The sequence below is a fragment of the Flavobacterium jumunjinense genome (assembly GCF_021650975.2).
Classification (GTDB): domain Bacteria; phylum Bacteroidota; class Bacteroidia; order Flavobacteriales; family Flavobacteriaceae; genus Flavobacterium; species Flavobacterium jumunjinense.
In genome coordinates this window covers 3,932,892-3,948,144 of the sequence record NZ_CP091285.1, presented here as the reverse complement: position 1 = coordinate 3,948,144, position 15,253 = coordinate 3,932,892, and the positions used below count along the sequence as shown (strand labels likewise).

Annotated in this window: 11 protein-coding genes; 6 read left to right on the top strand and 5 right to left on the bottom strand. The window is 29.1% G+C overall.

Going from position 1 to position 15,253, the window contains the following annotated elements:
* Positions 1-249: 249 nt before the first annotated feature.
* The 3 genes from L2Z92_RS17900 to tsaD are packed head-to-tail and all read right to left on the bottom strand — an operon-like array spanning position 250 to position 2,618.
* Positions 250-891, bottom strand: coding sequence for a DUF4159 domain-containing protein (locus L2Z92_RS17900; RefSeq protein WP_236455993.1), 642 nt, complete (start codon positions 889-891; stop codon positions 250-252).
* Position 892: 1 nt separating this feature from the next.
* A complete protein-coding gene (locus L2Z92_RS17895) occupies positions 893-1,597 on the bottom strand; it encodes a 16S rRNA (uracil(1498)-N(3))-methyltransferase (RefSeq protein ID WP_236455990.1) in 705 nt (234 codons plus the stop codon).
* A gap of 1 nt (position 1,598) precedes the next feature.
* On the bottom strand, positions 1,599-2,618 hold the full coding sequence (tsaD, locus tag L2Z92_RS17890) for a tRNA (adenosine(37)-N6)-threonylcarbamoyltransferase complex transferase subunit TsaD (protein ID WP_236455989.1): 1,020 nt from the start codon (positions 2,616-2,618) through the stop codon (positions 1,599-1,601).
* 182 nt (positions 2,619-2,800) lie between these two features.
* Between tsaD and L2Z92_RS17885 the strand changes: the two genes are divergently transcribed.
* The 5 genes from L2Z92_RS17885 (at position 2,801) to L2Z92_RS17865 (ending at position 10,801) form a co-directional block, all read left to right on the top strand.
* Positions 2,801-7,231 (top strand): translocation/assembly module TamB domain-containing protein, encoded by a 4,431-nt coding sequence (locus tag L2Z92_RS17885; RefSeq protein ID WP_236455988.1) that lies wholly within the window; start codon positions 2,801-2,803, stop codon positions 7,229-7,231.
* A 134-nt stretch (positions 7,232-7,365) separates the two neighbouring features.
* A complete protein-coding gene (gene pfkA, locus L2Z92_RS17880) occupies positions 7,366-8,352 on the top strand; it encodes a 6-phosphofructokinase (protein ID WP_236455987.1) in 987 nt (328 codons plus the stop codon).
* Between the two features lie 53 nt (positions 8,353-8,405).
* Complete coding sequence (gap, locus tag L2Z92_RS17875) at positions 8,406-9,416, top strand: type I glyceraldehyde-3-phosphate dehydrogenase (RefSeq protein WP_236455986.1); 1,011 nt, start codon at positions 8,406-8,408, stop codon at positions 9,414-9,416.
* A gap of 104 nt (positions 9,417-9,520) precedes the next feature.
* Positions 9,521-10,372 carry an N-acetylglucosamine kinase gene (locus L2Z92_RS17870; RefSeq protein ID WP_236455985.1) on the top strand — a complete coding sequence of 284 codons (852 nt, stop codon included), beginning with the start codon at positions 9,521-9,523 and terminating at the stop codon, positions 10,370-10,372.
* 42 nt (positions 10,373-10,414) lie between these two features.
* A complete protein-coding gene (locus L2Z92_RS17865; RefSeq protein WP_236455984.1) occupies positions 10,415-10,801 on the top strand; it encodes a methylglyoxal synthase in 387 nt (128 codons plus the stop codon).
* 91 nt (positions 10,802-10,892) lie between these two features.
* Here L2Z92_RS17865 and L2Z92_RS17860 read toward each other — a convergent pair whose 3' ends face one another.
* Together L2Z92_RS17860 and L2Z92_RS17855 are read right to left on the bottom strand one after the other, a co-directional pair.
* Positions 10,893-11,273, bottom strand: coding sequence for a RidA family protein (locus L2Z92_RS17860; RefSeq protein ID WP_236455983.1), 381 nt, complete (start codon positions 11,271-11,273; stop codon positions 10,893-10,895).
* Between the two features lie 30 nt (positions 11,274-11,303).
* On the bottom strand, positions 11,304-14,000 hold the full coding sequence (locus L2Z92_RS17855; RefSeq protein ID WP_236455982.1) for a putative LPS assembly protein LptD: 2,697 nt from the start codon (positions 13,998-14,000) through the stop codon (positions 11,304-11,306).
* 100 nt (positions 14,001-14,100) lie between these two features.
* Between L2Z92_RS17855 and L2Z92_RS17850 the strand changes: the two genes are divergently transcribed.
* Positions 14,101-15,225, top strand: coding sequence for an N-acetylmuramoyl-L-alanine amidase family protein (locus L2Z92_RS17850; protein WP_236455979.1), 1,125 nt, complete (start codon positions 14,101-14,103; stop codon positions 15,223-15,225).
* Positions 15,226-15,253 lie beyond the last annotated feature (28 nt).

The window sequence follows — 15,253 nt, the reverse complement described above, 5'->3', positions numbered from 1 at the left end:
ATTTTATAACAAAAAATGATATTAATATTGATTTTAATTCTAAAATAATTATTGTAAATATGTAATTTTTATTAAAATTATGTTTTTTAACGAGAAATTTCTTTTATTATGATTTTAATGTTAATTTATTTAGACTATAACGCTGTCTTTTTTTTGTAAATAAGATTTTTTTAATCATAAAAAAAAGACAGCGAATAACTGTCTTTAATTTTAAAATTTTACTTTGATTTATAATAACATATTCATTATCTAATTTTTAAAAACATAGTTAACAATATTAGCTCCCATTTTTAATGCTTTTTCTCTAACGGAAATTGGATCGTTATGAACTTCTTCATCTTCCCAACCATCGCCTAAATCTGATTCATAGGTATACAATAGAACAAGTCTGTTTTCTATAAATATGCCAAAGGCTTGTGGTTTATTGTTTTCGTGTTCATGAATTTTAGGTAGGCCATTTGGAAAGTTATAAGGAGTTTTGAAAATTTCATGCTGATTAGGAATCTCTCTAAGATTATTGTCTGGAAAAATTTTTTGAATTTCTTTTCTCACAAATTCATCCATACCATAATTGTCATCAATATGTAAAAAACCACCAGATGTTAGATAATTTTTTAAGTTTTGAATGTCGTTTGGACTAAATACAACATTTCCATGTCCTGTCATGTGAATAAATGGATATGAAAATATTTCTACGCTATTCGCTTCAACAGTAGCGGTTTTTGTATTTATAGTTGTATTTATATTTTGATTACAAAATTTGGCAAGATTTGGTAAAGAAGTAGGGTTAGAATACCAATCTCCACCACCAGAATATTTAAGAACAGCAATTTCTTGAGAAAAGCATACGTTTAAAATAAGTAGAGATATAAATGTAAGTATTTGTTTCATTTTATTCGTTTATTAATGCAACAGTATGACATGCTACTATTCCAGCAGTTTCTGTTCTTAGTCTTGTGTTTCCTAATGTAACTGGTATAAAATTATTTTTTAGTGCTAATTCTATTTCTTTTGTAGAAAAATCACCTTCGGGACCAATTAAAATTAATATATTTTTTCCAGAAGTAACAATGTTTTTGAAAGCTTTTCTATCTTGTTCTTCACAATGAGCAATACATTTTATGTCTTGATGTTCTTTTTGAAGGAATTCTGAAAGACGAATTGGTTCGTTTATTTTAGGCAAATAGTAGTGTAAGGATTGTTTCATTGCTGATTGAATTATTTTTTCGGCTCTATCAATCTTATAAACTTTTCTTTCAGAATGATCACATATAATTGGTGTTATCTCGTTTATACCAATTTCTGTTGCTTTTTCTAAAAACCATTCAAAGCGATCATTCATTTTTGTTGGTGCAACTGCAATATGTAATTTGTAGTTTAGTGGTTCATGAAAAATTGTATCGATAATTTTAACTTCACATTTTCTTTCAGATGCTAAAGTTATTTCTGAAATAAATACACGTCCAGTACCATTTGATATATGAATGATATCACTTTCTTTTTTTCGTAGTACTTTAACAATGTGTTTGCTTTCTTCTTTATCAAATTGAAATGAAGTATCACTATCTTGTATGTTGGGGTTGTAAAATAATTGCATATTAAAATTCAATTCTTGCTTTAGAGACGATTGTGTTTTTACTGAAATTATTTTCCAAGAAATTATAATACCCTACAATGCCAATCATGGCAGCATTATCTGTAGTGTATTCAAATTTAGGAATATAAGTTGTCCATCCATATTTGTTTTCTGCTTCTTTTAGTGTTTTTCTTATTCCAGAATTTGCAGAAACACCACCACCAATTGCAATTCTGTTAATTCCAGTTTGTGTTACAGCACTTTTTAACTTATCCATTAAAATAGTAATAATTGTGTATTGTATTGATGCACAAATGTCATTTCTATTTTCTTCTATAAAATTGGGGTTGGTAGCAACACTCTTTTGTATAAAATATAAAATTTGTGTTTTCAAACCGCTAAAACTAAAATTCAAACCATCAACTTTTGGTTTAGTAAATTTATAAGCTTTTGGGTTTCCTTCATTTGCATATTTATCAATTAATGGTCCACCAGGATAGGGTAGGCCTAATATTTTAGCAGATTTATCAAAAGCTTCTCCAACAGCATCATCTGTAGTTTCTCCAATAATCTTTAAATCAAAAAAGCTATTCACCTGAACAATTTGTGTGTGACCACCACTAATAGTGAGCGCTAAAAACGGAAAAGTGGGTTTTTCGAAGCCTTCTTCATCTATAAAGTGAGCTAAAATATGAGCTTTCATATGATTTACAGCAATTAAAGGAATATTTAAAGCCATACTCATAGATTTAGCAAAAGATCCACCAACTAGGAGAGAGCCCATTAATCCAGGTCCTTGCGTGAAGGAAATACAATCAAGTTCTTCTTTAGATATTCCAGCTTTTTTTATCGCAACATCAATTACGGGTACAATATTTTGTTGATGCGCTCTAGATGCAAGTTCTGGAACAACTCCTCCGTATTCTTCATGTATAGATTGTCTTGCTACAATGTTTGAGAGTACTTTGTCATTGCAAAGTACTGCTGCAGAGGTATCATCGCATGAGCTTTCAATGGCAAGTGTATAAATATTTTTTTTCATTATTAAAAAAGGCATGAAATTTGCATAATAGCTGTTGTTAATGTGCTACAAAATTGCTTATTTTTGTTGTAAATCTAATGAGTAGCTATTAACTATGCAAATTTAAACCTTTTTAGAGTATCAAAAAATTTAAAAAAATATTCTTTCGCACCTTATTGTTTTTATTGCTTTTTATTCTTGTATTGAGCATACTTTTATCGTTGCCTTTTGTTCAGACAATGTTGGGTAAGTATGCGACAAACTCAATTAATAAAGGTTTTAATACTAATATTAGTATAGATAGGGTTGCTATTACTCCTTTTGGTTCTGTAAAACTGAAAGGTGTTTTGGTGCGTGATCATCATAAGGATACTTTATTTCATATAAAAAGATTAAATACTTCAATTCTTAGTGTTAAGAAATTATATTATGACGGACATCCCTATTTAGGAGATGTAATTCTTGATGGATTAGATTGTAAGTTGACACAATATAAGAATGAAAAATTCACGAATCTAGATAATTTTATTGAAGCTTTTGATGATGGTTCACCTTCTTCTGGTCGATTTAGAATGAAATCGAGTTCTATGACGATTCTTAATAGTCGATTTAGATATACCGATGAAAATCTTGAAACACACAAAGTATTAGATTTTAAAAAACTATATGGAAAAATTGAAAATTTCTTTATTAAAGGTCCAGATGTTACTACCTATATTAAAGAATTATCTTTTCTAGATCATCGAGGATTATTTGTAAAAAATCTTACTTCTAATTTTACTTATACAAAGAAAAATATTTTATTAGATAAACTACATGTTATTACTGCAGAATCTGTACTTAAAGGTATAGTAGAATTAAAGTACAATAGGAAAGATTTTTCAGATTTTAATAATAAAGTAATTTTTGATGTTAAAATGCAAGAAGCAAAAATTGCATCAAATGATTTGAATTTTTTTTATAATGAATTTGGAAAGAATAATGTATTTGATATTGATACACATTTAGTCGGGACATTAAATAACTTTATTACACACGATTTAATACTAAAGGATAAAAACAATTCTGAAATTATTGGGGACGTTAATTTTAAAAATTTGTTTAATAAAAACGAATCTTTTTACATTAAAGGAAAATTTAAAAAAATAAAATCAAATTATAACGATTTAAAAAACATTTTACCAAATATTTTAGGGAATAGTTTGCCTTCTACACTTGTAAAATTGGGCGGTGTATCGCTATCCGGAAATGTTGAATTGACAGATAGTTTTATTAATTCTGACGTATATGTTACTTCCGTTTTAGGAAATATTGTTAGTAAACTTTCAATTCAAGATTTAGGACATATTGATAACGCAACCTATCAAGGGAATATAATTCTTGAAGAGTTCGATTTAGGAACATTTTTAAACGAACCCGATTTTGGTAAAACCTCACTGAATTTAGATGTTGATGGTCAGGGTTTTAGTAATGAATATCTGAATACTAAAATTAAAGGTAAAATAGATCAAATCTATTTCAATAAATACAACTATAAAAATATTACTGTAGACGGAAATATGAAAATGCCTTATTTTGAAGGTTATTTTAATAGTAATGATCCAAATTTAAAAATGGATTTTGAAGGATTAGTCGATTTGAGTGCAAAAGTTAAAAACTACAATTTTAATGCACATATTGACTATGCGGATTTGCACGCTATAAAACTATCAGTTATAGATACGGTATCAATTTTTAAAGGTAATATCCATTTCTTAGCAAAAGGAAATACTTTTGATGACTTAGAAGGAAATTTAAGAATAAATGATGTTTCGTATCAAAATGATAAAAGAAGCTATTTTTTCGATGATTTTGAATTAATATCAAGTTTCAATGAGGAAAGAGTTCGTACAATAACTATAAATTCACCAGATATAATTACAGGGAAAGTTGTTGGTAAATATAAGTTTAAAGAAGTTAGAAAAATACTAGAAAATGCAGTTGGTAGTTTGTATGCTAATTATTCCCCAAATACACTTCAAAAAGGACAATTTTTAGATTTTAATTTCACAATCTATAATAAAATAGTTGAGATATTTATTCCTGAAATTTCAATTTCAGAGAATACAAAAATTAAAGGTAAAATTAATGCAGATTTAGGAAAGTTTGAATTTGATTTCAATTCCCCAAATGTAGTTGCTTTCGAAAATTATTTTAGTAATATTAAAATAGACATAGACAACAAAAATCCGCTATATAATACTTATATAGAGATGGATAGTATTCGTACAAAAAACTATAAAGTAGCCGATTTTAGCCTGATAAATGTGACAATGAATGATACTTTATTCTTTAGAACAGAATTTAAAGGAGGAAATAAGAATGAAGATAACTATTCTTTAAATTTATATCATACAATAGATGAAAATAAAGAATCTGTTGTCGGTTTTAAAAAATCAGAAGTAAATTTTAAAGATTACTTGTGGTTTATTAATGAAAATGAAAGTAATGATAATAAAATAGTATTTGATAAGGGTTTAAAAAACTTCGATTTCCAAAATTTTAGAATATCACATAAAAATCAAAATATGATGTTTAATGGTAAAATGAGAGATTCTACATATAAGAATTTTAATTTAACCTTTAAGGATGTTGATTTAGATAAAATTACACCATCATTAGATAGTATAAGTATCGAAGGAAGATTGAATGGTTTTGCAAAATATGAACAAGATAATAGTTATCATAAGCCTTTATCTGACATAAAAATTAATAATTTACAAATAAATAAATATCCTGTTGGAGATTTGTATTTGTTAGTAGAAGGTAATGAAAGTTTAAATGAATTTGATGTTGATTCTTATATTATTCAAAAAGGTGATGAAAGATTTTTCTTAAATGGTCTTATTGAATATAAAAACAAAAAATCAACTTTAAACCTAGATGCAGGATTCAATGCTTTCGATCTTGCTCCTTTTGGTTCATTAATTGGCGATGTCTTGTCAAATGTTAGAGGAAATGCTACTGGAAACGCAACGATTAGAGGGTTAGTTACAGATCCAGAAATTGATGGAAGATTGTATTTAAATGACGCTGGATTAAAAGCACCCTATTTGAATGTAGATTACAATCTTGAAAAAAATGCAATTATAGATGTTACAGAAAAAGAATTTTTGTTTAGAAGTATATTGTTAACAGATACAGCTTTTAATACACAAGGTTTTTTAAATGGTTCAATAAAGCATAATGCATTTTCAGATTGGGAATTAGATTTGGAACTAAAATCAGACAATATTCTAGGTTTGAATACTGAAGATTCGGAAGATGCTTATTATTACGGTACAGCTTTTATTAAAGGGAAGGCTAGTATTAGTGGTCCAATTGAATCCTTATTAGTTTCCGTTGTCGGTGAGTCTGAAAAAGGGACATCCATAAAAATACCAATTGCAGAAGGAGAAGATGTTAGTAAGAAACCATACATTACTTTCATAAGAGAAGAAGATTTAAATAAAAATGCAACAGAAAAATTAAGAAAAAATAAATACAATGGTATTGAAGTAGATCTTGACTTTGATATTGATACAGATGCACAAATTGAAGTTATTTTAGATAGAGAATCTGGGCATGCTATGCGCGGTAGAGGATATGGGTCTATGAAAATGGAAATAAACACGTTAGGTAAATTTTTGATGTATGGAGATTTTCAAGTGCAAGAAGGAGAATATAATTTCAAAAAAGTAGGGTTATTCGATAAGAAGTTTTATGTAAAGAAAGGAAGTACAATTAGATGGGAAGGAGATCCTCTTGGAGCAATCCTAAACCTTGAAGCGATCTATGAAACCCAATCTAATCCTTCTGTTTTAATAGAAAGTTCATCGTTTAATACTAATAGAAAATTACCAACACAAGTTTCTATTTTAATAAATGGGAGTTTAAGTAATCCAGAACCCGATTTTAATATAAATTTTCCAACAGTTAGTAGTGTTTTAAAAAGTGAAATTGATTATCGACTTCAAAATAAAGATGTCCGTCAAAATCAAGCTTTTGCTTTGTTAGCTTTTGGATCTTTTACAACTCCAGAAAATGCTGGTAACGTTGCATATGGTTCTTTATTTGAAAAAGCAAGTTCACTATTTAATGATATTTTTACTGATGAGGACTCTAAGCTTCAAGTAGGTGTAGATTATAGTCAAGGGGATAGAATTAATCAAATTTCAGATAGGGTTGGACTAACATTAAGTACACAGATTAATGAAAATATTTCAATCAATGGTAAAGTGGGAGTTCCTGTTGGTGGCGTATCTGAATCTGTTTTAGTTGGAGACGTTGAAATTCAGATGAAGTTGAATGATGATGGATCATTGAGAGGAAGAGTATTTAATAGAGAGAATGACATCAATTATGTTGGTGAAGGGATTGGTTATACTCAAGGTATAGGACTTAATTATTCTGTAGATTTTGACAATTATAGAGAATTATGGAGAAAAATATTTACTAAAAAGAATAAAAAGAAAGAATCTAGTAATAACTCTTCGAATGATGCCCCAGACTCTGATCTTGAGCTTGAGCTTGAATTTTTAGAACCAATACCTCCTAGGAAGAATAAAACAGAAGAGAAAGAAAAAGAACACGAAAATGTTCCAGAAATCGAATAATTCGCAATATTTCCATTGATAAATAAAAAGTTATTAACGAAAACGATTGAATTTTATAAATAAATTTAATATACGTTAAAAATGTTTACATATTCCATTTTCCTTTTTTAAATTTACAATAAATAAATAATTTAATGACATCAAAAATTAGAAAAATAGGTGTTCTAACTTCTGGTGGAGATTCACCAGGAATGAATGCTGCAATACGATCTGTTGTAAGAACGTGTGCATTTCATAATATCGAATGCTTAGGTATATACAGAGGATATCAAGGTATGATTGAAGGAGATTTTAAAGAACTTGGACCAAGGTCTGTAAATAATATTATTAATAAGGGAGGAACAATTCTAAAATCGGCTCGTTCAAAAGATTTTATGACAGTCGAAGGAAGAAAAAAAGCACATGAAAACTTAGTTAAAGAAAATGTAGATGCTCTTGTAGTAATAGGAGGAGATGGTTCTTTTACTGGTGCAGAAGTATTTAATAATGAATATGGTTTTCCTGTAATGGGGATTCCAGGAACAATAGATAATGATATTTTTGGAACCAGTTATACGCTAGGATATGACACAGCATTAAATACAGTTGTTGAAGCAATCGATAAAATTAGAGATACTGCAAGTTCGCATAACCGATTATTCTTTGTTGAAGTTATGGGAAGAGATGCAGGACACATTGCTTTAAATACAGGTATTGGAGCAGGAGCAGAAGAAATTCTTATTCCTGAAGAAGATTTAGGATTAGAACGTTTATTGGACTCATTAAAAAGAAGTAAAGAATCGGGTAAATCATCTAGTATTGTTGTAGTTGCTGAAGGAGATAAAATTGGTAAAAATGTTTTCGAATTGAAAGATTATGTTGAAGAGAATTTACCAGAATATGACGTTCGTGTTTCCGTTCTTGGTCATATGCAAAGAGGAGGTTCTCCTTCATGTTTTGATAGAGTATTAGCATCTCGATTAGGTGTTAAAGCCGTAGAATCTATTTTAGAAGGAAAATCTAATTTTATGGTTGGCTTAATTTGCGATAAAGTTGCGTTAACTCCTTTAGAACAAGCAATTAAAGGCAGTCTTTCTATCGATACAGAACTTCTAAGAGTATCTGATATTATGACTACCTAAACTAGATAAAAGAAACTAAGGAATAAAAAGTAATTAATTGAAAATAAAAATATATGTCTAAAATAAAATTAGGAATAAATGGGTTCGGTAGAATTGGAAGAATTGTATTTAGAGAATCTATAAAAAGAGATAATATTGAAGTTGTAGCAATTAATGATTTGTTAAATGTAGATCATTTAGCATATTTATTAAAATATGACTCCGTTCATGGTCGTTTCGATGGTAAAGTTGAAGTGAATGATGGACAATTATTTGTAAACGACAAATTAATCCGAGTAACAGCAGAAAAAGACCCTGCACAGTTAAAATGGGATGATAAAAATGTTGATGTTGATGTTGTTGCAGAATGTACTGGTATTTTTACAACTTTAGAAACAGCTCAGCTTCATATTGATGGTGGTGCTAAAAAAGTAGTAATTTCTGCTCCATCTTCAAATGCTCCAATGTTTGTTATGGGTGTAAATCATGATACTCTTAAAGCATCAGATACAATTGTATCGAACGCTTCTTGTACTACTAATTGTTTAGCTCCTTTAGTTAAAGTTATCAATGATAATTTTGGAATTGTTGAAGGACTAATGACAACTGTTCACGCTACAACTGCAACACAGCTTACAGTTGATGGACCTTCTAAAAAAGATTTCCGTGGTGGTAGATCGGCATTGTTAAATATTATTCCTGCTTCTACAGGTGCTGCAAAAGCAGTAGGAAAAGTTATTCCAGAATTAAATGGAAAATTAACAGGAATGTCTATGCGTGTTCCAACTGCTGATGTTTCTTGTGTAGATTTAACCGTTAAAGTTGCAAAAGAAACTTCGTATGATGAAATTATGGCTGTTTTCAAAAAAGCATCTGAAAATGAATTGAAAGGAATTTTAGGATATACTGAAGATTTAGTAGTTTCTCAAGACTTTGTTTCCGATTCTAGAACTTCAATTGTAGATGCAAATGCAGGAATTGGATTAAACTCTACATTCTTTAAAATTGTATCTTGGTATGATAACGAATACGGATATTCATCAAAACTTATAGATTTAGCAGTTCATGTAATGTCTGTTAAATAAAGTAATTAAAAAAACCTGCTCTATTACATGATAATTTAGCAGGATTTTTTTTATTCTAATTCAAGTAAAATAGCTGCTATTATTTTATTAAAAAACTAAAAAATATGAAACTACTTGTAGATAGTGGCTCAACAAAAGCCGATTGGATTGCAATAGATGATAAAGGAAAAGTAATTTTTACAACTCAAACCTTAGGACTCAATCCAGAAGTATTAACTAAAGAAGAGTTAATTTCTAGATTAGATAATAAATTTGATATTTCTCATAATAAAAATAATGCTACACATATTTACTTTTATGGTGCTGGTTGTGGTACCGATAGAATGAAAAATTTTTTAACAGCTATTTTTAAAGAATATTTTTCAAATGCTATAGTGTCTGTTTTTGAAGATACGTATGCGGCAGTTTATGCAACAACACCAAAAAACGAAAAAGCAATTGTTTGTATTTTAGGAACAGGCTCTAACTGTAGTTATTTTGATGGGAAAGTATTACATCAAAAGGTTCAATCTTTAGGGTATATTGCTATGGATGATTGTAGTGGTAATCGTTTTGGAAGGCATTTATTAAGAGGTTATTATTTCAATAAAATGCCTTTAGAAATGGCTCAAGAGTTTGAAAAAGAGTTTAATGTTGATCCCGATTTTATAAAAAACAAACTTTATAAAGAACCAAATCCAAATGCATATTTGGCAACATTTGCAAAATTTCTAATTAGGCATAAAGATACCGATTTTTGTAAAATTTATATTAATGAAGAGTTGGAAGCATTTGTTGAAAACTACATTAAGCAGTTTGATAATTATAGAGAAGTACCTGTACATTTTGTAGGTTCTATTGCTTTTTACTTAAAAGAAGAGCTTACAGAAATATTACAGAAAAATGATATTAAAATAGGAAATGTTCTTCGAAGACCAATTGATGGTTTGATAGCTTATCATGTTTTAAACACATAATATTTGCCACACACTAAGCGTCGTTTTTTTTATATTTGCCTCATGAAGAAACAATTTGAAATTGCAATTATTGCACATGATGGAAAAAAAGCTGATATGGTTCAGTTTGTAAATAAAAATAAGAACATTTTATTAACTGAAAATATAAAAATCATTGCTACAGGAACTACTGGAGGAAAAATAGAAAGTATTGGAATAAAAGTAAAAAAAATGTTATCTGGTCCTTTAGGTGGTGATGCTCAAATTGCTGCAAGAGTAGCGGAAGGAAAAACGAAAATGGTTCTGTTTTTTAAAGATCCTAATTCAGCTCATCCACATGAACCAGATATATCAATGTTAATTAGAATTTGCGATGTACACAATGTTCCTTTGGGTACGAATGAAGCGACTGCTCAATTATTACTTTTTGGCTTAGATGAAATTAGATAATTTATTTGTCGTAAATGGATCAGCTACTAAAATAAAACAACAAAATCCAGTTCTAGAACTGGATTTTGTTGTTTTATGAATTAGATAATAATTATTTTATAGCTAACATCGAAATTTCAACATTTACATTTTTTGGTAAACAAGCAACTTGTACAGTTTCTCTTGCAGGAGCAGTTTTTTCATCGAAATAACTTCCATAAACAGTATTAATTTTTGAAAAATCGTTCATGTCACTAATAAAAATCGTAGATTTTATGACATTGTCAAAAGTCATTTCAGCAGCTTCTAAAACAGCTTTCATATTCTCCATTACTTGTTTTGTTTCTATTTCGATAGTGTCTAAAACGAGTTCACCATTTGCTGGGTTAATAGCAATTTGTCCAGATGTATATAATGTATTTCCTACTAAAACCGCTTGATTGTAAGGCCCTATTGGAGCAGGAGCTTTATCTGTAAATATTATTTTTTTCATGTTGTAAAATTATTATGAGTTGGTTGTATTTTATCTAAAAACTCTATCAGGTAATTCTCGTTTTTCCCATTTAATATCACTCAACATAGAAGAGTTAATACCGATAAAGAAGCCCCAATAACTGTTTGTTCCATAAGGAACCCAATTGAAACTCATTCTCCAGCTTTCTAAATCTCTTTCAAAACGCAATTGAGTAAATGTGACACCATTTTGTTTAAAATCATATCCAGAAGACATCCCTACTTTCCATCTAGGAGCTAACTCTATATTACCAGATACCATTAACGAATTTGAGCCAATTTCATTCTGCCTGTTATTGTTAATGTACGTGACCGAATAAGCAAAGTTTAAATCCCAAGGTAACTCAGTTGAGTACCATCCATTGTCTTTATTCTCATCCTCATCATCGTCTTTATTAAAAAGGCTTTGTCTGTTATCATTTAAATCAGTACCTGTACCAAATAAATCATCTTGTCTTCCTCCATTTTGTGCTGTTTGTTCAGATGCATTACCTTTTTTCTTTCCATCCGAACTTGAAAAAGCATAATTAACAGTCATATTTGCACTTGTCATTCTAAATAAGCTACCACCATTGTCTATATTGAAACGATTAATTTCATTACCAGTATTGTCAATAGCATACGGATTTAAAGTAGCTCCAAAATTAACGTTCATTTTTTGTTTTAAAAGCTGAGTTCCACCACTTATTCTTAAAGGTGCAAAAGCTAATGAATCTGCTGCTAAATTATAACTTGTAGAGAAGTTTAAATTATTTAATAGCATTACTTTTTTAGGTTCACCCGTTGTGCTTTCATCATCTCTAACTTTTGCTTCAAACGTATTGGATAATTGAAGTCCAACACTGCTTGAATATACTCTGTCCGGTGCTCCATAGGCACTACCTTGAAATCGAGAATAATAATCTAAAGTATTTCCAGTCGCATCAACAGCATAAGTATCATAATACTTTTCAAAACTTGGAGTATAATTATATGATGCAGTTGGTCGCATTACATGACGTATTGCTTGTATTTTTTTTTCTTCTCCAAAATCGAATGTTCCATAAATAGTTGTTCCTAAACTTGCATTGAAATTATAAGTCCTGTAGGCATCAAAACCTTTTAAATCTTCTGTAACAACTTTGTTTACTAAAGGATCATATTTTTTTTCTATAGTATTTAAAGTCCAAACTTCATTATAATTTGCAGTTGTTGAGACATTAAAATGCTTGAAAATTTTAAAATTGGTATTTATTGGAATTGTATGTTGAAAACCTGTCTTAGCATCTCTAAACATTCCAGATTTAAAGAAAAACTCATCAGTTGTAGCAATTTTGTTATCCCCTTTTAGGTTATATTGTAAATTAATATTTTGAAAAAAACCTTTTTTAGTACCATCTTTCGGTGCAAAAGGAGAAATTCGATCAACATTTAATTGTAGAGTAGGCAAAGTCATGTTGATAATTTCTGTATTTGTATTTTGATTATGAGTAGCCGTTAGCGACATGTTTACTTGTGGCACAGTTTGGAATGTTTTGGAATATGAAATTGAAGAACTCAAATTATTATTTAAACCAGAACCTATGTTTGCTAAATTTACAGATTGTCTAAAATATTGACTACTACCTAAGTTAACGTTTGCAGAAAAACGAGAATTAGCGGATGCTTTTGCATCTTGGCTGTGTGACCATTGAATATTATATTGGGAAGATCTTAAATAATCTGGTAAACCTTTTTCACTTTGTATATTGTTTTCTAACCTAAAATTAACTCTACCATTGTATTTATATCTTTTTGCATAGCTACTTTCAACTCGTAAGCCATAACTTCCATTAGTGTAATAATCACCTAACACAGCTAAATCATAATAATCGCTCAAAGCAAAATAATATCCACCGTTTTGTAGAAAATAACCTTGTTGATTGGTTTGTCCCGGTGTTGGAACAATAAAACCAGAAGTGCTTTCTTCTGTCATTGGAAAATAAGCAAAAGGTAGGAATATTGGAGTTGGAACATCTGCAATTACAAGATTGGTTGGGCCAACTACAACTTTTTTGTTAGGAACAAATTTTACTTTAGATACGAAAAAATAATATTCAGGATCGTCAATATCTTTTGCTGTAGTAATTCTAGCATTTTTCATGAAATAAGTAGAATCGTTTTCTCTCTTAGAGATTTCGGCTTTAATATTCATTTCTCCTTGCTTGGTTCTAGAATTCCAAACTAAAGCTTTTTTTGTTTTAAAGTTAAAACGTATAGAATCGGGCTCAATAATATTTTCTCCTTGTTTAAAAACAGGTCTTTGTATGTAATTTCCAGCACTATCTTTAATTCTTCCAGCATAAACTTCATTCTTTTCATAATTAAGAACAATTATACCCGCTTTTAATTCAATATCTGTATAATATAGTTCAGCTTCATTATAAAGTGTTAGCTCTTTAGTTTTTTGATTGGCTTTTTCATAATCTTTAGCTTTTCTTTTAACGATTCCTTCTAGTAAAGCTTTCTTTTTAACGGTGTCTTTCTTGATTTTTACATCTTCAGTAGTTTTGTTTGTTGGCGTTTTAAGAGAATCTTCAATAATTATCTTCCCTTTTTCATTAAACTGTACGGTCTTTGTCTCAACATTAGAAGCATTTTTGGGCTTAATTTCTTGAGAATAGCTAGCTGTTTTTCCAAATATTAGAAAAACTACTAAAAAAACGATATAAAATAACTTTGTATGCAAGACTATTAATAGTATTTTTGTAAAAAATTGGCTCACTTTTTGAAGTGTCAAACTTACATATATTTTTTTGCAAAAATAAGTTTTTAATAAAATTATAACTATGCTAATAAAAACAAGTTGTTTTATATCCCTAAAAAATAGTTTCAAATCAATTCTAATAGTACTATTTTTATTTTCTTCTTTTGGTCTTGCTGCGCAAACTAAATCCAAATTTAAAGTGGTTTTAGATGCCGGACATGGAGGTAAAGATTATGGAAACGTGCATCACGGATTCATAGAAAAAAAAATAGCACTCGCTGTAACGCTCAAAGTTGGAGAGTATTTAGGAAAAGATGCTGATTTCGATTTTATCTTTTCTAGGAAAACCGATGTCTTTGTAGAATTGAAAGATAGAGCTATAAACGCAAATAAACAAGATGCAGATTTGTTTGTTTCAATTCATTGTAATGCTGCCAAAAACTATTCTGCTTTTGGAACAGAAACTTTTGTGATGGGATTAAGTCGTAGTTCAACAAATTTAGAAGTTGCTAAAAACGAAAACTCTGTAATTTTACTTGAAGATGATTATAAAGAAAATTATAAAGGTTTTGATCCCAATAAGCCAGAATCATTATTAGGACTTAAAATATTGCAAGAAGAATATTTAAATCAGAGTATAGAATTGGCAGGTTTTGTAGAAGAGAATTTTAAAAATGATTTGAGTAAAAAGAGTAGAGGAGTTAAACAGGCTCCTTTGTGGGTATTAGATGCCTCATATATGCCTGGTGTTCTGATAGAAATCGGTTTTTTGTCAAATAAAGTGGAAGGAACGTATTTAAATACTGAAGAAGGACAAAATGAAATTTCTAAAGCTATTGCAGAAGCAATTTTGTTATATAAAAAAAATTATTTCAAATCAACAACAATAAGTACTTCAGTTAAAACAATTACAGAAGTTAAAAAAGAAGAGCCTGTTGTAGTGAAAGATGCCAAAGGAGTAGTATTTAAAGTTCAATTAGCTGCAAGCAGTAAAAAAATTGAAACAATTCCTTCTAATTTTAAAGGATTAAATGACTTAAGTTATGATCAAATAGGTAAAATATATAAGTATTTTTACGGAAGTGAAACAACATATGCGCAAGCAAAGAAGAAATTAGATGAAGCAAAAGAAAAAGGATATGAATCTGCCTTTTTAGTTGCTTATAAAGATGGAGTAAAAATAAGCTTATCAGAAGCGATTAAATAAAATAAAGTTTTATTTTTGTTAAAAATTG